Below are 19,364 nucleotides of genomic sequence, written 5' to 3' on the forward strand. Positions count from 1 at the left end.
GTTGATGTTCTTCAACGCATCAGCCTCCACCCGGCCCGTGATATCAGGGAACTGATACCGCGACTCTGGAAAGAGAAATTCGGGGCCAATCCATTAAAAGCCGATCTCGACAAGTAGGGGGAGTCTGTCCCCTGTTTGAACGCTTACATAAAGGAACGCTGGGGGCTTTCTGTCTGGGTAAATAGAACTGGTCGTTTGTATTACTTAAACGAGCAGTGACTTTTGGTTCGGAATGATCCGCACGAATTACGAATCCATGACCCGCCTGCCAGCTAAAGTCAATCCAGTCTGAAGGTCTTATGGGGCGGGGTATCCCTGCGTGGTATGCTTGCGTGGTTGGGATTAGCGAATAGTTACGATTCGAATCCCTCCCTAACTGCCATATCTAATTCGTGATTGAACGATGCATCTTGTCAGGAGTGGTAAGACGCAAAGTAAGGGTGCTCAAGCGCTTCAGTGGGGGACAGGCGCATTTCAGGGTCCGGCTCTGTCAGCGCCCTGAAAAAATCCGCAGCTTGTTCGCCTTCCACTTCCAGAAGTTTCTGGTAAGCATCCTCTCTCGCTTCTTTTAGCTTGGCTAAAGCCTCTTTATAAGGCGTCTTACCTTTCCACATATCCTTAGTAACAGGCATTATAGGATCACCACCTAAACACATTTCAGCAAAAGTACATCCCAGGGCCCAGGAGTCTGCTCTGACGTTAGGTTTGTTGGTCAAATTATACAGTTTTTCCGGTGATATATAATCTGGTGTTCCGCTGAGAACTGGAGTGGCCCTGTCCATTTTTGCTGAAAACCCGAAATCGCATATCTTCACAAGACCTTTTCCATTGATCAGAATATTTTCAGGTTTAATATCATGATGTTGGTAACCGGCTTTAAATAGCGTGTTAATACCCCTGGTTGCCTGAAAAAAAGTGCTTTTTAGATCTTCACCCCTAAAAAGACCATCCTTTTCTGATGAGTCCAGTAAATTCTCTCCTCCATATTCCATAAGGATGTATTTTTTATTGGATTTTCCACGACTCAGGGAAACAAGGTTGGCAATATTCTCGGTGTTCTCACCGGTTGCTGCTATTGCCCGCTGAATTCTTACCATCTTTGCACATTCATCTCTGCGTGCAGTATCATCACCAACAATTTTAAGGGCGAATTTTTGATTGGTACGTTTGTGTTTTACAAGAACCACAGAGCCAAAACCCCCTTTGCCTAATGTCGTGGTCTTTTTTAATTCTTTTTTGGGTATGATCGCGCAATTGTACTCAGGATCGATAGGGGCACCCTGAAAAGTGATAGGTTCAGCTGGTTGAAGATCAAGAAGCACATTGGACTGCCCATCTTTTTGCAAAAGAGGCGTTTCAGTGCTCTCTGTTATCGAACTTCTTCTGACTTTGTTGTTCAGATTGCTTGTGTTGTCAGGGATTATCTTGCGTTGATTTTCTAATTCCGTTATTGCTTTTTCTGTACTGACTTGAATTTTCTGGCAGTATTTTTCCGGGTGTACGGCAACCGTGTTAATAAATGGTTTTACTGTGTCTTCTCTTAAATTCTTAATGTCTTTTGATAGTTGTTCACTCTCTTTCAGATTATTCCGTGCAAGGCATAACTTTTTTATTTCACTTACATCTCTTGAGAATGTATTAACCATCATCTCACATATTTCTTGTTCAAGTCTGGAAGCTAAGCTTCTATCAATACGCTCGGCAGCATTATGCAGGTTTTTGATGGCATGGCACTTTTTTATAGCCATATTAAAGTTTTTTTCCGGGTCTCCATCGTATGGGATACTTTTAAGATGGCCCGGCATTGCCTTCACCAGAACTGCCATCTGATCATGTATTTTTTGGTTGAGTGAATCGATTACTTTGACTGATAACTTATTGCCTGCCTTAAGCCGGTTGACCTCTTTTTTCAATGCAACAAGGCTTGCACCCGATTTGCAGCAATTGATTTCATGGGAGAGATAGACTTCAGTATCTGATTCGATAAGCTTCCTGAACTGATTCTTGTCAAAAAAAGTACAATCTTCTGGTATTTCATCAGGAAGTTTTAAAATACTGTCAACGTGGTCTGATCTGTTTTTACCTTCCTGATCTTCTTGAACGTCTTCCATTAATACTTCGATACGTCTCTTGGTTATGCCTTTTTCAAATTCATACATGTTGGCTTTCGGGACGGATTTTTCTTCGTCAATAAACGTTTTATTAAAGTGATTTTCAATACGTCGTCCCCATTTAGAGACAAGTTTTCCATCGCTATTCAGTATCTTGGTGCCTTTTTTTTCTTCGATTCCCGAATAATTTGCTGCTTTAGGTTCAGCCAGATTGATTTGTTCAGGGTTTATATTTAGGGGCGAGGTTACGTTGAAACGTTCCATGTCATGATCCGGTGTTATAAATCTGTCTGTATATCAAGAATAGCAAGCAGCAAAGTAAGGGTGCTTCAGCGCCTGGGTGGTGGACAGCCGGTCACCAGGATGCAGCTTCGTTAATGCCCTGAATAACTCAGCTGCTTGCCTGCCTTCCCGATGCAGAAGCTGCTGGTATGCCTCTTCTCGCATCGTTTTCAGATGAGCTATTGTCTCACCAGGGAGCTTGTGACTTTCCCATATAGTGCGAGTACCGATCATTACAGGGTAACCTAAGCGCAGTTCTGCAAATGTACACCCCAGGGACCAGGAGTCAGCTCTGTCAATGGGGCAGCCGCGCAAATCATACAGTTTTTCCGGAGGCATATACTCTGGTGTTCCTCTGCCAATTTGAGCTCCCCTGCCCATTTTTTCTGCCAGGCCGAAATCGCAGATCTTCACAACACCTTTTCTGCTAATCAGGATATTTTCTGGTTTAATGTCATGATGCTGGTAACCGGCTCTAAACAGGGTGTTAACGCCCTTAACAGCCTGGAAAAAAGTTTTTTTAAGCTCGTTCCCCCTGAAACGGCCATACTTTTTTGATGAGCCCAGTAAATCCCGCCCCCCATACTCCATAAGAACATATTTTCTATCTGACCTTCCACGACTCAGGGAAATAAGGTTGACAATATTCTCTGTGTTACCATGGATTTTTGCTACTGCCCGTTGAATTCTTATCAACTGTGCACACTCTTGCCTTCGATCGGTATCGTTACCAACCATTTTCAGGGCAAGGTATTGATGGGTATATCTGTGTATCACAAGCACCACTGAGCCATAAGTCCCTTTGCCTAACTTCCTGACCTTAAGTAAATCTTTTTTAGGCACGATCGGGTAATTGTACTCTTTGTCGATAGTGGCCCCCTGTAAGGTAATAGGTGCTGCTCGCTGCAGATAAAGGGCTGCATTGGAGTAAACTTTTCGTTGTAAAAGGTGTCTTTGAGTTTTCCCATTGACTGCCCTGGCGGTTTTTGCGTTCACATAACGTTGTCCTGTCTCCGGAGTTACAGGGTGCCTGCCAAGGCAGCCTTTTACAGGCTCAGGTTGTTTTGGTGGCTGATCCTGGAAATGATGTTGTCCCATTCCATCTTCAATTCTCTGTGGCATTGTGTCCCCCGGGCTCAAGAGTTCGTTAAAAACCTTCGAGCTGGTCTGTAAAGGTACTATACCTATATAGAACAACTCGTCTTTCTAATCTGCAGGGAAGCAGCACATGAATGATTCAGTGTTCAGCTCGCCTGATGCCCAGGCAATGGCCATTGTGGGGGATTATATGGCCACGGGGGGGAGTCTTGCTGAAGCCAGTAATATCAGTGAGGAAGCGCAGGAAGCCATCTATGAACTGGCGTATCTGAAATATAATAATGGTTTGTACGAGAAGTCTGCCCGCTTATTTCAATTTCTCTGTCTCTATGATCAGTGGAATCCCCGCTTTTTCACTGGCCTTGGTGCCTGCCAGCAAATGGTGAACCTTTATGGTGAGGCCATTGATACGTATCTGTACGCAATTTCTCTTGATGCCAATGACCCACATCCGATGATTTATGTAGGCGATTGTTATGTCGCCCTGGAGCATTATCAAAAAGCGAGGCTTGCTTATCGGGCGTCGGTTTTAATGGCCCATGAATCCGGCACCACCAGTCCTGAGGTAAGCCGGGTAGAAAAAATGATTAACGAGTTTTGATGGTACTGCAAGGAGTGAGGGTATGAGTGAGGTATCCGGGGATATACAGCCCAGCCGACTGGAGCCTGTGCCGGCAGAGTTTCTGGCCGGGCAGCCCGTAAAAGACAAGGTTGACAAGGTGGCTTCCGGTTACCAGCAGTCGAACTCTGTCTCACAGGGCCAGGCAGCCAGGACTGAAAATTTCCCTGTTGCATCTGTGATACCGGTTCCTGCCCTGCAACCGGCTCTGCCTGGTGCAATGGTGGCTTCGTCAGAAGAAATTAAGGGGCTTCTATCAACTGCCCTGGTGATCAGAGACTCTCTGGGGCAAAAGTCTACAGGAGAAGCTGCCCAGCCTTTGCCGGGTAGCTTATCAGCGTCTTTGTCAGAAGAGGCATCGGGACAGCCACCAGGGGAGCGATCAACCGTTGACAACCAGGCAGCAGGGACTCAACGCTCAACCGTCAACGTGCCTGCATCTACCCCATTACAGGATATGGTGACAAAGGTGCAGTCGGCACTGGCAGAAGCCACGGATACGGATGAAGTAATGGGCGTCTATGAAAGTAATGTCAGACAGCTGACAGAGACCATTCAGCAAGCTTCTGCGGCAGGATTATCAGCCCCTCTTCAGGTGTTAAACGTTGTTGCTGCTGATGTGTCCCCATCTGTTGCGAATACGGGCTCGCTGGCGCTGCAAAGGGTGATTGATAATATTGTTTCGATCAATCGCAACAGTGGGGATGTATCTGTCCATGGTGCAAAGGGTATTCAGCACAACAGTGCAGATCTCTATGGAATACCGGAACATGTGCGGCTAAGTCTATTGTCCCAGAGGTTGGGCATTGATCTGCAGCCATTAATCAGAACCCGTGAAGAGTTCCTGGAGGGTATTCTGGTTGCCCAGAGGGGCATACTGCTTGCCATTGAAGCTATGTCTAATGCTGAATTTTTCGAGCTCTTGAAAGAGCGCTTACGGGAAGAACAGATCAAAGAAGATCTGGTCAAAGAAGGCCAGAATAAAGAAGTGGTGGACAAACTGAAGCAGGCCATTGCAGCACTGAAAGCCGGTGAACCGACAGTGGCTGCTGAAGTACTGAACTCTGCAAGCCTGATCACCACGGCCATTGAGCAGATTGTTGATCGCTATACATCCGATGAAACACCCGGGAGTCTCAGGCAGCATTTGCAAGAGCACCTTACCCGGGTTCTGGATAGTGTCACCCAACAAGGCTCATATCAGGATATGATGAATAAGCGGGTGGAACTGATGCAATCCGCAAAAAAAGTCTGATAGCAATTTACTTTAGTTTTTCCAAAATTCCTTTGCATATTGGCTCAATTAACGAAAATATTTTTGCGGAATCATGACCCATATTTTCATAATGTAACTGGATAAGAAGTTTTGCGTAAATTGTGTTAAATTCACTTCTGCTTGGAATCCCTTCAATTCTGGTAATAGAAGATAGCTCTGGATAATCTGATAACATGTAGCTAAGCCGGTCAAGTAATTGCACTTGAGAAAGCACGTCAATCGGCATATTACTAACTCTGAAAGTTGTTCCTTCAGACATGCTTGATGACGATGGTGAGCTTAAGCTACTCTCTGAGCTGCTTCCGGTTACCGTTAAGAATGAGTCACCTAAGCTGCTTTCAGTTATTGTTGGGGGGGTGTCACTCTCTGAACTGCTTCCGGATATTGAAGCAATTGTGCGCTCAACAAGGCCTGTTTTTCGTGAATGCTGGTCATCACTGTCAGGTATTTCTTTTTTAATCGCTTTCTTCGCGGGCTCCTCATCAGGAGTACGTGGGGATGATGGTGTATCTCTTATACTTGAGCATATTCTTTTCCTTTTCTTATTTATAGACATGAGTACTTGAGGCAGCGCATAACATAAAGTTAATGGGCAGAAACGTAGAATCTCCATGCGCCGATGCATTACTGTCCACCGGAAAGAGCGTGTTAAACGCCATGTTATATGCTTCCTTCACGTTTAATCACCAGAATTCTAGCGTGTCTTGTGAGATGGGCAATGTACTCCGTGGCAACATAAGCGGCGAATGTCCCTTGAGGTTTGTCTTATGTGGTAGCCCGAAATATAAAATACTCGAGTTTAGCGTAGAATCTGATAATTTACCGGGTGAGCCCAAAGATGGGGTTCGTTATTTTTTCAACAAAATGATCAGGTGTAAGCAATATGAGTACCGGTAGAGTCAGTGCCTTGATACTGGGCATTTCTGTTTTTCTCGGGCTTTCCTGTCTGGGGTATTTGTTGGCGAATGCTGCCATTGAATTCAAGCAGTATGAGAGAAGTGTCACGGTCAAAGGGTTATCAGAGAGGGAGTATCAGGCAGACGTCGTGATCTGGCCTATTCAGTTTTCAGCGGCCGATAATGATTTGAAAGCTCTCTATGGCACGATTGAAAACAATATTGACAGCATCAGGGAGTTCCTGGAAAAGAGTGGTATCGCGGCTGAAGACATTAGCCTGATGTCGCCTGATATTACCGATAAATCGGCTAATAATTATGGCAGCAGCAGTCGCCCGGAGTTTCGTTATACCGCCCTGCAAACCATGACTATCTATTCCAGTCATATTGAAGCGGTGCGCTCGGTGATGGGCAATCTGTCGGACCTTGGCCGGGAGGGCATTGTGTTTACCGGTGGTCATTACGGTTCACAGCCGGAGTACCTGTTTACCCGCCTGAATGATGTTAAGCCGGAAATGATTGAGGAAGCGACCCGTAAGGCCCGGGAAGTGGCGGAAAAGTTTGCCTCGGATTCACAAAGCGAGCTGGGCAAAATCAAGAGAGCTTCCCAGGGGCAGTTTTCCATCAGTGATCGTGACCGGAATAACCCTCATATCAAGAAAGTCCGGGTGGTTGCGACAATCGAGTATTATCTCTCCGATTAAGGATCACGGCAGGTCATCTGCGTTAAACAGCCGTTACCCCTGAGCAGGGAATATGCTATTTTAAGCCGCCTATATAAGGCAGTAAGGGTTCGGCTCAGCGTGAAAATTCCGGGCGTTTCGAATCCGAAGGAGCAAATGTGACAGGTTCCAATGAGTCCTGCGAAGGGCTGGTGTCTATTCGAGACTTTGTACGCTGGGGAGCAACCTGCTTTAATGAGGCGGGGCTGTTCTTTGGTCATGGCAGTGATAATGCGCTGGATGAGTCCCTGCATCTGGTTTTCCAGGTATTGCAGCTGCCATGGGATCTTCCCGACAACTATCTTGACAGTCGTTTAACCCATCGTGAACGTGAAAAACTGGCCAACCTGATTGAAGAGCGGGCGGTCAGTCGCAAACCCCTGGCCTATCTGGTCAATCAGGCGTGGTTCTGTGATATGCCATTTTATGTGGATGAGCGGGTGCTGGTCCCCCGTTCTCCCATTGCCGAGCTGATTCTCCAGCAGTTCCAGCCGTGGCTGGGGGATGTAGAGATCAGCCGTGTGCTTGACCTGTGCTCCGGTTCCGGGTGTATTGGCATTGGTGCAGCCCATGCTTTTCCTGAATCCCAGGTGGATCTGCTGGATATTTCTGAAGACGCCCTGGAAGTGGCCAATATCAATATTGATCGCCACGAACTCTGGGGCAGGGTGCAGGCCATCAAGTCGGATCTGTTTGATTTTCTGGATGCTTTGCCAGAGCGTCCCAGGTATCAACTGATTCTGAGTAATCCACCCTATGTGGATGCTGAAGATATGTCCGATATGCCGGAAGAGTTCACCCACGAACCCGAGCTGGGTCTGGCTGCCGGAGATGACGGGCTTGATTTCGCCCGTACCATTCTGGCGCAGGCAGCTGATTACCTGGATGACCAGGGGCTGCTGGTGCTGGAGGTTGGCAACAGCCAGTGGGCTTTACAGGATGAGTATCCGGAAGTACCGTTTGTCTGGCCTGATTTCGAAAAAGGCGGTCATGGTGTTCTGGTGCTGTCTGCTGAAGATTGCAGAAAATATCAGTCTTTGTTCAAGAATCGGTTAAAAGCCCTGTAAGGGGTTTTTAACCATTTTGGGAATTTTCTGAAAATAACAATGAGATCGCTCAAGTATGGCAGGAAATAGTATAGGACAGTTGTTCAAGGTCACTACCTTTGGTGAATCCCACGGTCTGGCACTGGGCTGTATTGTTGACGGTTGCCCCCCGGGGTTGCCGTTAACAGAAGCGGATCTTCAGGTTGACCTGGATCGTCGTAAGCCCGGTACCTCCAAATTCACCACCCAGCGTCGTGAGCCGGATCAGGTCAGAATCCTCTCCGGCGTTTTTGAAGGGGTGACCACCGGTACCCCCATCGGCCTGTTAATTGAAAACCAGGATCAGCGCTCCAGGGATTACTCCAATATCAAGGACCTGTTCAGGCCCGGTCATGCGGATTACACCTACACCCATAAATACGGTGTCCGGGATTATCGCGGTGGTGGCCGTTCATCTGCCAGGGAAACGGCCATGCGAGTGGCGGCTGGCGCTATTGCCCGCAAGTACTTGCAGTCCAAGGGTATTGAAGTGCTTGGCTGGCTGTCCCGGATCGGCGATATTCAGGTCGAGAAGCTGGACTGGGATGAAGTGAGAAACAACCCGTTCTTCTCGCCAGATGCGGACAAAGTCCCGGAAATGGAAGCGTTGATTACCAGCCTTCGGGCCGAAGGTAACTCCGTGGGCGCTCGTGTTTCCGTGATGGCGACCGGTGTTCCGCCAGGGCTTGGTGAACCGGTTTTTGACCGCCTTGATGCGGATCTGGCCCATTCACTGATGAGCATTAATGCGGTCAAAGGCGTTGAAATAGGTGACGGGTTTGCCAGTGTCAGCCAGAAAGGTACAGAGCACCGGGATGAAATTACCCCGGATGGCTTCCTTTCCAACCATGCTGGTGGCACCCTGGGTGGTATCAGTACCGGGCAGGACGTGGTTGCTCATATTGCCCTGAAGCCAACATCCAGTATTACCACCTCAGGAAAGTCGATTAATAGTCAGGGCGAGCCGGTGGAGGTCGTCACCAAGGGGCGCCATGATCCCTGCGTAGGTATTCGCGCAGTACCCATTGCTGAAGCGATGATGGCGATTACCCTGATGGATCATTTTCTGAGGCACCGGGCACAGAATGCCGATGTCGTCAGTCCGATACCGGTTATTTAAAGCACAAAAAAGGCCAGTAACCGAATTGGACACTGGCCTGAATGTTCATGCTGAGTCTTTACACGGGCAGGACTTTCAGGTCATGAGCGAGCCAGTCTCATAGCTCTCTCAAGCTTAATAAATTTCAATACTTCTTTGAAAGCACTTTGGTTCTGGTTTGCTTGCCACTGTTTTAGAGTTTTTTCGACAGTTTCCAAACCATCAACATCACCACGATCAAAGATTGCTTTGATATCATCCTGCCATTGCTTGCCCTCTAAATAAGCAGGAGTGTTGAGTTTTTCTAACAGTTTGCTGGCCCCACTTTCCATATCTACGGGCATGACAGATGGTGCTGCGGTTTCTGTGACTTGTTTTGGTTCACGTTTGATCAAGGTTTGTGCAACTTGGCTGTTCGTGGCGCGAGCTTTCTTGATTTCTTTCATACGAACTTTGTAAGCCTTTTTTGCTTTGGCAATATTTCTCTCTTTTCGATCCTTTAACAGATTCTTGTTCGCCTTGTACCGATCCAGACTGGAATTAGCATGAACCGCTTTCTGGCCCCTTTTTCAATATTCTGGTGATAACTCTGCTTAAGTTCTGCAATTCTTTCTTTATAATCTGCTTCTTGCTTCGCTATGTCAGCTTTCATTACCTTTTTGGCATTTGCCATTTCCTGTTGGTATTCCTGACTCGCTGCCGCGCCCAGTTCCCTGCTTATCTTACCGTAAGCAAAGGAAATCTGTCCTTCCAGCTTGCGTAGAGCCTCTTTTGCTTCAGTCAACTTGCCCTTATTATCACAGTGATTGTTAAAACAATCCTGTGTTTCAGAACTCTGGAATTGCTCTTTAATATTCTTGACTTGAGATTGTATCTGGCCCTTACTGCTTGAGTGTATTTTTATGTTTTCAGAACCGCTATTGATAGGGATTTTCAGATTTTTTATTTTCTTTAGGTCTTTATCACTAAAATTGCCTTTATTATATAATTTCAAGGCATCTGAGTATGAACTTTCAAACTCTTTGACCTTATTCTCAAGTACTTCAACTTCTTTCTTACTTTCTTTTCATTTTGAAGCCAGTTCATTGTATGCCTTTGCTGAATTTATTGAGTCTGATTTTCCATCTTGACCTTGTATTTTACTGATTCTCTCCTGCTGAAAATAATTTACCCTTCCCCAATTGGTTTTTTGAATTTTGCGGCTAAACAACTTTGTAATTATTTTCTTTGGCTTGGATAGACAATCAGTATCATTAGCCCTGCCCAGACCTGGTTCTTTCTTACCTTTAAAGGTTGTCACTAACTTACCCAGGAAGGATTTTTTAACGGGAGCGTCACCGTTGAGAGAAGCATCGGATGGCGGTACTTGAACATTTTGAAGTGACGAACCAACAACTCTCGAGCTATCCATAGCATTTCTCCAGCATTCCTTTGGATTTGATAAGAACTAATTGTAGTCAATAAAACTAACGCTTTGTGATTTGATGCCGGGATAGGCCAGAAATGATCAATATAATGACACAATCAATGGTTTTGATTATGAAAACACAAAAGGGTCAACCAACACGTCAAAGAGAGAATGTAAGAATCTGCATGGTAATAAGATGCCGCACGGTTCATTTTATTCGTTTAATACAGGCATGCTGCTTACCTGATTAATTGTATAAAAATCAAATGGGAACTTTTGCGTCATTTAATGGACAAACACAATACTATTTGGTCGATTGTCCAGTATTTATCGTACCATTGTTCGAATTTCTTTAATATAACCTGAGTTAAAAGTTATGCATGGCTTACAATCAAAAGACCCTTGGCAGGGCGTGATGACACACGCTGATTCGGAAGTCTCTAAAGCGGATAATCCGGAAATTGAAAAGTGCAATTTCTGTTTTGGCAATCTGGGTAATCAGCGTACTGTTGTATTGTTTCCCTGTACCCATAGCTATCATAAGTTGTGCATTGGTGAATTTCTGGAAGTCCCACAGAATACAACTTGCCCGGGCTGCAATCATAGCGTTACCCATTGTTTATCACCTGATGAAACGCCGCTCCTCGTGGCAGCTGCAAAAGGTCGGCCTGATGCTATCAGTGGGATGCTTGCCCTTGGGGTAAATGTCAATGACAGCACCGAAGATGGGCTAACTCCCCTCCATTGCGCTGCCATCAAAGGTGATGTAGCGACTTTAGAGCAACTTGTCCGCCATGGTGCTAACGTCAATGCCCTCACAAGAGGTATGACTCCACTCCATTTTGCGGCGCAATGCGGTCATCACGATACCATCTGGTTCTTGCTTGAAAATGGTGCAAATATCAATTACCAGGCAAATGTGATGGAAACGCCCAGTCAAATCCAAGACAGGCGGGATTGGAACGTTTTATTGGCTTCGGTGGAAAAGTGGCAGGGCCTCCCTTTGGGATCCACTCTCGAATACCATGGAAGCGATGCACAAATAACAAGCTACGGGAAAACTCCCCTGCACTGTGCCATTGAAGCCGGGCATGAACAGGTGGTTAACGATCTGGCCGTTGCAGGTGCCGACATCGAAGTACTTATTGGTGAAGGCAAGACACTGCTCAGCTGGGCAAAAAGTGAAGGGAAACTGACGAAACCCATAATCAGTTCTTTAGCCAGTGCAACTTGTGATACTGAGGCCTACTGCGAAGGGGCACGTGCAGAGCTGCTTGGTGCATTGATTGAAATCAATGACTGGGCTTTATTCGACAAATTGTTGGGCAATACCAGGGGGGCTGATATTGATAAACTTCGATGTCCGGGGTCCAGTCAGCTCGCCTTTTTCCAGTCGGTTGAATGCGGTCAGACAGATAATATCAAAGCCATGATTACCAGAGGCGCTGACGTTAACTGCCTTAACGATCGTGGTATGACTCCACTTTACCGTGCAGTCGACGAAGGCCAGCCTGAAAGCGTTGCAACGCTGATTGCAGGAAATGCTGATGTCAATGCCACTATGGGAGACTACAAGTGGACCGCCCTCCATCTTGCGGCTAAAAAAGGTGAGGCATCCATTGTTCAGCTCTTGATTGAAGCAAACGTTAATGTCGATGCCTGCATCTCAGACGGGGAGACCCCGCTCCCCCCCAAAAAAGCGTTTGACAGATATAAAACAAATACAACAAACGGGGGTACCCCTCTTCACATTGCAGTTGAAAGTTGTCAGCCAGAGATTGTTGAACGCCTGATTGCTGCAAGTGCTGATGTCAATGCCCTCAATGCTGCAGTACATACCCCTCTTAAAGTTGCACAAGTACTTTGCGACACGGCAATTTATCGTGTGGAAAACCTGAATGACTTTGCAGCTCTCAATAAGATTGAATCTTACGAAACTATCATTGAACTCCTGCATAGTGTAAACGCAGGTTCAGGTTTTGAATATTGAGTTTGTTTAGTAAGTAGCTGGTCATATGATTTCATATGGTTAGCTACTTAGTGCCATCACTGTACCAGGGCAGTGATACAATCAGAATGGGGCGGTTGATCCAGGTTCGCACGATGCGTGAGGGGATCAGTCCTCATCGACGTGCTCGGGGCTATCGAATCGCTGTTGTGTGCCGTCGTGCTGGATGGCATGACGGGTAAACGACACAGTGCAAACAGTGAGCTGTTAGGGCAGGGCATTGGTAACATTGTTGCGCCATTCTTTGGCGGGATTCCAGCCACTGCCTCCATTGCCCGATCAGCCGCCAACGTTAAGGCCGGAGCACAGAGCCCTGTGGCAGGGATGGTTCATGCCTTGGTTGTGCTACTGGCGCTGGTAGCACTGACCGGTATTCTTGACTTTATTCCCATGTCTGCGATGGCTGCCTTGCTGCTGGTGGTTGCCTGGAGCATGAGCGAAGCGCCTAAAGCGGTGTACCTGTTGAAAACTGCTCCGCGCAGTGATGTGCTGGTTTTTCTGGTCTGTTTTTTCCTGACGGTTGTCTTTGATATGGTCATTGCCATCAGTGTTGGTGTGGTGCTGGCAGCATTGCTGTTTATGAAAGAAGTCGCTGAGATGATCCAGGTCAGGGATATCACCAGGGATAAACGCTATGTAGATACGCTAGTAGCGCCAACGACGGCCGTCCTTCGCATTGAGGGGCCGCTGTTTTTTGCCGCTGCTGATCACGTATTTGGAGAGATCAGTCGTTTAAGCCAGGATAAACATACGATTATCTTACAGATGGAAAATGTCTATCTGCTGGATGCTGGCGGTCTCTCGGCCCTCACGCGATTGATTGAACAGTGCAGGAAGCACCATACCCGGCTATTGATCAGTGAATTACAGTTCCAGCCATTAAAAAAACCTGGCCCGGGCCGGTGTTGAGCCTGTAGAAGGCGTAGTGAAATTTTATCATTCATTGAATGATGCTTTGCTGGACGTGTGAGTCGGTCGGTATTAATAATAATGTTATGCGATGTTTGACTGTTTAATTAACCTGATGGGGCATGGCTGTCCTTTCTGTCTGCTATTAAAACAGTGGGCCAGCCATGCCAGTTGAAGGGTTTATCCCCACTGTCTTTGGTATGCACTCATGATGATCGCTTCCATATCATCATTAAACTTCCTGAACTCTCTCCTTGTACGGCGAAAGCCATCTCTAAGCGAGCGCTGGGCCCTGCTTTTCGTACGCATACGTGGATATGGGTTACGGATTTCCCGGTCAATCATAACCAGCTCACATCGTTCCACATCAAGAATAATCACATCTTTCACTCGCAATGGTGCAAAGAAACCCTGCTGGTGAAGTCTGGCAATCAATGTGCCATAGGCTGTCAGAAGATCATGAGTAATTTTTTCGTCCTCAGTATCGGTCAGGTACCGGTCCAGCTGATAACCGGGAACCTCATCTACAAGAATAAAACCTTCGACAGGAAAACCATTTTTCCGGCGCTCCCCCACCGCCATCACGTCCATGACCTGAAAATCATGGGATTTGAGCTGTTTGATATAAATGGCTTCATTAACAGCAGGGGTGTAAGCTTTGTGCAGCAGCATATTGCTCTCAAGGCACAATCTTTTCGAAACAATAAACTGTCGTTTCAAGTAAGCAACTTGCCCACTCTGTTTGATACGACGACTCTCTCTGGATAGCTCCTTTTCCAGCACATCGCCTATCGGCAACGTCATTGCTTTTTCAAAAGAAGTAATACCCAGTTGCTCCAAGCGTGACCGGTAGCGCTCTTCAATATGAAAATAAGTTCCTGAGAACAACAGTCAGCTTCCTTCTGCCAGTTTCTTGGTATGTACGTTTAGCGCCGGAGTTTAGCAAGCTGCTGTCATAGCAACAACCTTGATTGAACCGTACAGAAAGCACTATACCCGGTTATTGATCAGCGAATTACAATGCCAGCTGTGACGGTGTTGAGCCTGTAGAAGGCGTGGTGAAATTTTATCATTCATTGAGTGATGCGTTGCTCGACGGGTGAGTCGGCCGGTATAAAACAGTGTTTTTGGAATGAACAAAGGCATCCGTTTGGATGCCTTTGTTGTGATATTCACAAGGGATAGTCATCAGGCTTTGCTGGGAGCGTACATGGCCTCAATCTCTTTCTTGAATCGCTTCATAATAATTTTACGACGCAGTTTCAGGGTTGGCGTGATCTCACCCAGCTCGATGGAAAACTCTTTGGGCAGCAGCGTAAATTTCTTCACCTGTTCAAATTTAGCCAGCCCTTGCTGGATTTTATTGACCCGCTCCTGAATCAGTTCCTGAATGCTGCTGTGCTGAATCAGTTCCCTGTGGCTCTGGTATTTCAGATTCACCGCTTTGGCGTGTTCTTCCAGAGCCTCAAAGGCGGGAACAATCAATGCCGTTACGTAGTTTCTGGCATCGGCAATAATGGCAATCTGTTCGATAAAGTGGTCTTTGGTCAGCGTACCTTCGATGTATTGTGGTGCGATGTATTTACCGTTGGAGGTCTTCATCAACTCCTTGATACGTTCGGTCATACGCAGCGCACCGTTTTCATCAATCAGACCGGCATCGCCGGTGTGCAGCCAGCCGTCCGCAGTAAAGGTTTTTGCGGTTTCTTCCGGCTTTTTGTAATAGCCGCGCATGACGTTGTCGCCTTTAACCTGAATTTCACCTTCTGCGCCGATGCGTACCTGTATGCCCGGTAAAGGAATACCACAGGAACCAAACTCAAATTCAGTGTCACGGAAACAGGTCACGGTTGCTACGGTTTCCGTCATGCCGTAACCCACTTTCACATTAATACCGATGGCATGGAAGAAACGGTTAATGTCGTCATCAAGACGAGCGCCGCCACAGGGCATAAACCGGATGTTACCGCCCAGGCCCGCACGAATTTTGCTGAACACCATTTTGTCGGCGATACGGTTGAGCTTCTGCAGATAAACAGGTGCCTCAACACCTTTGCGGCGGTACTCCATATAGGCGTTGCCAATGGTAACCGCAGTATTAAAAATCATACGACGAATAAAGGGTGCTGTGGCAACTTTCCCGTGAATGGTCGTATAGACTTTTTCAAAGAACCTGGGAACGACACAAAGCACCGTCGGCTTAACGGTTTTCAGCGCCTCGCTGACCTGATGGGGCTCTTTGAGGTAGACATTGGTAACGCCACGGGCAAGGGCGTAAAAACTCCAGGCACGCTCAAAAATATGGCTCAGCGGCAGGAAGCACAGTGAGGTATCCAGGCTGTCCAGGTGGATGATCTGGTCATGGCCACGGAAGCTGGCTGCCATATTGGCATAGTCCAGCATAACGCCTTTGGGCTCACCCGTGGTGCCTGAGGTATAGATCAGGGTAAAGAGGTCTTCCATGCAACGGGAATTCAGCCTTTCTTCAAGAATGGCCGGTTCAACACCGTGCTGGATAAAGTCGTCAAAGTAGATAGCCTGCGGGCAGCTGCTAATATCAACCGAGCGGTCAAAGATAACTATGGTCTTTAATGTGGATGACCGGGCCAGTAACTCAAGTGCACTTTGGTATTGTGCCTGTTCACCCACAAACAGCAGACTGGCTTCTGTCTCATCCAGAATGTATCTGACCTGCTCGGTGGTGCTGGTGGGGTACAGCGGTACGGTAACCAGTCGTGCCTGAAGGCAGGCCAGGTCGGCTACGGTCCACTGAGGCATATTCTGGGACCAGATGCCCACTTTCGCTTGTACCTGCAGGTTTTGCTTTAACAGTGCGCGGGAAGCCTGGTCAATCTTTTTGCTGAGCTGATGCCAGCTGACTTCCTGCCACTGACGAGCATCCTGATCAGCGCTTTGAGTGATGAAGCGCATGGCGATATGTTCCGGGTTGCGCTGGGCACGATCACGGATCTGGCTGATCAGGTGCATATTCAAGGGGGAGTTCATCGGCACAGAAAGTAATCTCAAAAGCTGGATGAAAATGTAAACAACAAAATGACGGATGCATGATGTTACAGGATGGCTTGGAAGACCAAAATTGATCCAGATCATTTTTGGTGAAATCCGAAGTGGGAAACTGTAACAGTTAGTAATGATTATTGCTGGATGTAAACAAACACCACCATTTTTGTCAAATACGTATAGATTATACCATCACTGAGTCTGAAAAATCTGTTTTTATATGCGTTTATTGGCCAGTGCGTTGTACTCAGCAATGCTGATGATGAGCCTTTACCTAATGGTTTAATGAATTATTATGATTCCCTCAGAATATAACTTGCTCCATTGTGAATCTACATCCTCGGGTGCCGGGATTAACAAGTCTGAAACTCAAGACGCGTTTTTAGAAAGCAAACGGGTGCCAGCTCAAACTCCTGTGTCTGATAGTCTTTCCAAACGCACTGTAGAGCCCAAATTCACTAATAATTACCTCGGTTCTTCAAGTTTCAGTTCGGTTTTTTTTGATGCCAGGTCTCAGGAATATCTTCTCCTTGTAAAAGCTATGCGTGTTATGGAAAAAGGTCCAACTTTTAATGATGATAAACTTGGTCCTGTTTCCAGGAAAAAAATGACAGTGTCTCAACTGAGAAAAAAGAAGAGTGAATTAAAATCTGAAAATGACAAAAAGTTGAGAGAACTGGGGCGTCTTACAGAACAAATCTCTTCTGATATAAGTAATCCCAGGAAAAAAATAAGGCAACAAGATGTTATTTGTGTTCTGGAGATATTGTCTGATTTTCACAATCATTATCATTTTATACAATGTATGTTTTTCATTATACATAAAGTGGTAAACGATTATTGTAATGATGATGAAATGTTATTTGCCAATGCTATAAGGCATAAGTGTGGAGAAGTCATTGAGCTGATCTATAAATTTTTACTCAGCAGGGATGATTTGAATATTGTACCAAATTTTCGAATGTTGTATGCGGTCTGGGATTTGTATTATACCTATAATATTGTTTCCTGTTGCCAGAATATAGATGGCAGTCAGCATTGTGCATCATACTTTAACCCTGAGCTACCTGTGAAATTTGCTTCAAAAATTTTTCGGCGATTTCCTGATTTAACTGAACTGGAAAGAGAATTTCTGGAGTTGAAGAAAGATAAGAAATCGGGGGATGATGATTTAAAAATTCAGACTTTACATTTCAGTTTGCTGACAGGAAAAGATGTTAACCTGGAAATGCTGATTTCCCGTATAAAAACTGGTTGTCAGAGACTTCAGCATACGGAGTCAAGTAATAAGAATAATGTTATGAAGTATTACGAATTGTTGCAGGTTTTACTTTCTGCAACAATTTGCGCTTTAGAAAGATCTGATCAGGATGCTCGCAGATTGCTTGCCTGTTTTGACTACTTTTTCTTTACAATATTTTCTGCAAGAGTATTGAAACAATATATGCTTGCCAAGTGTGAAGAAAAATCCGGTGCTATTGATGCAGCAAGCCGTATCTACCAGTCTTTGGTCAGTGGGGAAAATCAAGTACCAGTATTCGAAGAATTGATTTTCTGTTTGGAAAAGTTGGGCGATAACGATGCTGTTGTTCAGACCTGCATGAGCGCTGCTGATTATTATCGATACAAAGGTATTAAATGGCGGGAAGAGTACTATGAGCACAAGGCCGCCAGCTATATGCTCATGGCAAACAAGGATGATATTGATGATATAAAAGGCGTTGATCACTCGTCAGGTCAGGATGGGATTGACGTCAGCTCCGTTCAGCCTGATGTTGAACCACAAGCTAAAGCCGTTGGTAGTAAAAAATACAAAAGTAATAGAAAAAACAAGGCTAAACGGGGGGCAGAAAATCATACAACTTCTCTACATTCTTCCCGACCTGCAGAAAAAACAGAATCGGTTCAATCCTGTGCAACCGCTCGGCCTTGTTCAGCAGGAAAAGTCGAAAAAGACACGGCTCAGGTTATGCTATCTGAGGTTTTGGCAACCGATTCTCCAGAGCCCGGAAGCGGCAAGAGTGGGCGGGATTACTGGAGAGAACTTAATGAAATGTTTTTGGATTATTATCATCTTCCTCACAAATACCGCGATGCTGTCGAGAGTCTTTCCCGGGAAGCCTGTCAGGTTTTTCCCAAGGATATATGGATTCTTCATTCTGCTGGTTGGGGGTTTCATCTTATTGGTGATGAACAAAAAGCCGCTGAGCTGCTATTGAAAGGTTTGCGTCAGTATCTGGACCGTCACTATCCTGAAGTTAAAAGCTTTATACCGGTTAATATTTATGGCAACGTCGAAACTGGTCTGGATAGACTTAAGGCCCATCCTGAGATTACCCCTGGCTCACCAGCAGGGCTTAATGTGGCTGCTTATTTAAGTTCTCTGGCGTATGTATATCGGAATCTTAATAAACATTGTGATGATCAGATGCGCTCTTTGGCTAATTGGTTGAACCCTTCCAGGGATGCCCGCAAAAAAGAAAAACAACGCGTATCTTTCGCGGCAAAGGTGAATGTGATTCCTGCAGAAGTTGACCTGGTTACCAGAAGGTTTATGGCTTTTGGCCATGACTACCAGGAGTAAATCCCTCAGCCCTTCCAGAAAGCAGGCGTAAAAAGCACAATGACGGTAATAACCTCAAGCCTGCCCAGCAGCATGCCGACACTTAATAGCCACTTAGCGGCATCCGGTAGAGAACTTAAGTTCCCTGCCGGGCCAATGACGGCCCCCAGTCCGGGACCCACATTGGCAACCGCTGTTGTGGCTCCGGAAAGACTGGTGATGGTTGACGTGGTATTAAATGAAACCAGGGTGAGTGACTGAGGTGGA

The 19,364-nt window shown here is 46.2% G+C and carries 15 protein-coding genes and 2 pseudogenes; 8 read left to right on the plus strand and 9 right to left on the minus strand.

The window, feature by feature from the left end:
* Nucleotides 1-413 precede the first annotated feature (413 nt).
* Together J7439_RS08705 and J7439_RS08710 are read right to left on the minus strand one after the other, a co-directional pair.
* A complete protein-coding gene (locus J7439_RS08705; RefSeq protein ID WP_209201441.1) occupies nucleotides 414-2,375 on the minus strand; it encodes a serine/threonine-protein kinase in 1,962 nt (653 codons plus the stop codon).
* Nucleotides 2,376-2,408: 33 nt separating this feature from the next.
* Nucleotides 2,409-3,515, minus strand: a complete 1,107-nt coding sequence (locus tag J7439_RS08710; protein WP_209201442.1) for a serine/threonine-protein kinase — start codon at nucleotides 3,513-3,515, stop codon at nucleotides 2,409-2,411.
* Nucleotides 3,516-3,621: 106 nt separating this feature from the next.
* Here J7439_RS08710 and J7439_RS08715 point away from each other — a divergent pair, with 106 nt between their 5' ends.
* Together J7439_RS08715 and J7439_RS08720 are read left to right on the plus strand one after the other, a co-directional pair.
* Complete coding sequence (locus tag J7439_RS08715) at nucleotides 3,622-4,092, plus strand: SycD/LcrH family type III secretion system chaperone (RefSeq protein ID WP_209201443.1); 471 nt, start codon at nucleotides 3,622-3,624, stop codon at nucleotides 4,090-4,092.
* 22 nt (nucleotides 4,093-4,114) lie between these two features.
* Nucleotides 4,115-5,365, plus strand: a complete 1,251-nt coding sequence (locus J7439_RS08720; protein ID WP_209201444.1) for a hypothetical protein — start codon at nucleotides 4,115-4,117, stop codon at nucleotides 5,363-5,365.
* 7 nt (nucleotides 5,366-5,372) lie between these two features.
* Here the strand turns inward: J7439_RS08720 and J7439_RS08725 are convergent, their stop codons facing one another.
* Entirely contained in the window at nucleotides 5,373-5,942 is a 570-nt protein-coding gene (locus tag J7439_RS08725; RefSeq protein WP_209201445.1) for a hypothetical protein, read from the minus strand.
* A gap of 327 nt (nucleotides 5,943-6,269) precedes the next feature.
* Between J7439_RS08725 and J7439_RS08730 the strand changes: the two genes are divergently transcribed.
* The 3 genes from J7439_RS08730 to aroC all read left to right on the plus strand — a co-directional run bounded on the left by J7439_RS08730 (nucleotide 6,270) and on the right by aroC (nucleotide 9,209).
* Nucleotides 6,270-6,986 carry an SIMPL domain-containing protein gene (locus tag J7439_RS08730; protein ID WP_209201446.1) on the plus strand — a complete coding sequence of 239 codons (717 nt, stop codon included), beginning with the start codon at nucleotides 6,270-6,272 and terminating at the stop codon, nucleotides 6,984-6,986.
* A gap of 137 nt (nucleotides 6,987-7,123) precedes the next feature.
* Nucleotides 7,124-8,071 carry a 50S ribosomal protein L3 N(5)-glutamine methyltransferase gene (prmB, locus tag J7439_RS08735; RefSeq protein ID WP_209201447.1) on the plus strand — a complete coding sequence of 316 codons (948 nt, stop codon included), beginning with the start codon at nucleotides 7,124-7,126 and terminating at the stop codon, nucleotides 8,069-8,071.
* A 55-nt stretch (nucleotides 8,072-8,126) separates the two neighbouring features.
* Complete coding sequence (gene aroC / locus J7439_RS08740) at nucleotides 8,127-9,209, plus strand: chorismate synthase (protein WP_209201448.1); 1,083 nt, start codon at nucleotides 8,127-8,129, stop codon at nucleotides 9,207-9,209.
* Nucleotides 9,210-9,289: 80 nt separating this feature from the next.
* Here aroC and J7439_RS08745 read toward each other — a convergent pair whose 3' ends face one another.
* The 3 genes from J7439_RS08745 to J7439_RS08755 all read right to left on the minus strand — a co-directional run bounded on the left by J7439_RS08745 (nucleotide 9,290) and on the right by J7439_RS08755 (nucleotide 10,599).
* Nucleotides 9,290-9,634: a hypothetical protein gene (locus J7439_RS08745; protein WP_209201449.1), complete on the minus strand. Its 345-nt coding sequence runs from the start codon at nucleotides 9,632-9,634 to the stop codon at nucleotides 9,290-9,292.
* A gap of 53 nt (nucleotides 9,635-9,687) precedes the next feature.
* Nucleotides 9,688-10,182 carry a hypothetical protein gene (locus J7439_RS08750; RefSeq protein ID WP_209201450.1) on the minus strand — a complete coding sequence of 165 codons (495 nt, stop codon included), beginning with the start codon at nucleotides 10,180-10,182 and terminating at the stop codon, nucleotides 9,688-9,690.
* A 72-nt stretch (nucleotides 10,183-10,254) separates the two neighbouring features.
* The gene (locus J7439_RS08755; protein ID WP_209201451.1) at nucleotides 10,255-10,599 is read right to left on the minus strand and encodes a hypothetical protein; all 345 of its coding nucleotides are present in this window, start codon (nucleotides 10,597-10,599) and stop codon (nucleotides 10,255-10,257) included.
* 373 nt (nucleotides 10,600-10,972) lie between these two features.
* Here J7439_RS08755 and J7439_RS08760 point away from each other — a divergent pair, with 373 nt between their 5' ends.
* Together J7439_RS08760 and J7439_RS27010 are read left to right on the plus strand one after the other, a co-directional pair.
* Nucleotides 10,973-12,586: an ankyrin repeat domain-containing protein gene (locus tag J7439_RS08760; protein ID WP_209201452.1), complete on the plus strand. Its 1,614-nt coding sequence runs from the start codon at nucleotides 10,973-10,975 to the stop codon at nucleotides 12,584-12,586.
* A 135-nt stretch (nucleotides 12,587-12,721) separates the two neighbouring features.
* Nucleotides 12,722-13,574, plus strand: a pseudogene (locus tag J7439_RS27010) (SulP family inorganic anion transporter); the annotation flags it as partial.
* A gap of 119 nt (nucleotides 13,575-13,693) precedes the next feature.
* On the opposite strand, the gene J7439_RS08770 reads toward J7439_RS27010, so the two are convergent.
* Both J7439_RS08770 and J7439_RS08775 read right to left on the minus strand, forming a co-directional pair.
* Entirely contained in the window at nucleotides 13,694-14,401 is a 708-nt protein-coding gene (locus tag J7439_RS08770) for a lipopolysaccharide kinase InaA family protein (protein ID WP_209201454.1), read from the minus strand.
* A 300-nt stretch (nucleotides 14,402-14,701) separates the two neighbouring features.
* Nucleotides 14,702-16,501 carry an AMP-dependent synthetase/ligase gene (locus tag J7439_RS08775; RefSeq protein WP_209201455.1) on the minus strand — a complete coding sequence of 600 codons (1,800 nt, stop codon included), beginning with the start codon at nucleotides 16,499-16,501 and terminating at the stop codon, nucleotides 14,702-14,704.
* Between the two features lie 328 nt (nucleotides 16,502-16,829).
* On the opposite strand from J7439_RS08775, the gene J7439_RS08780 reads away from it, so the two are divergent.
* Nucleotides 16,830-19,118 carry a hypothetical protein gene (locus J7439_RS08780; protein ID WP_209201456.1) on the plus strand — a complete coding sequence of 763 codons (2,289 nt, stop codon included), beginning with the start codon at nucleotides 16,830-16,832 and terminating at the stop codon, nucleotides 19,116-19,118.
* Between the two features lie 5 nt (nucleotides 19,119-19,123).
* On the opposite strand, the pseudogene J7439_RS27015 reads toward J7439_RS08780, so the two are convergent.
* Nucleotides 19,124-19,315 (minus strand): annotated as a pseudogene (locus J7439_RS27015) (potassium transporter TrkH); the annotation flags it as partial.
* Nucleotides 19,316-19,364: the final 49 nt, after the last annotated feature.

Source organism: Salinisphaera sp. G21_0, from assembly GCF_017744115.1.
GTDB lineage: Bacteria > Pseudomonadota > Gammaproteobacteria > Pseudomonadales > Endozoicomonadaceae > Endozoicomonas.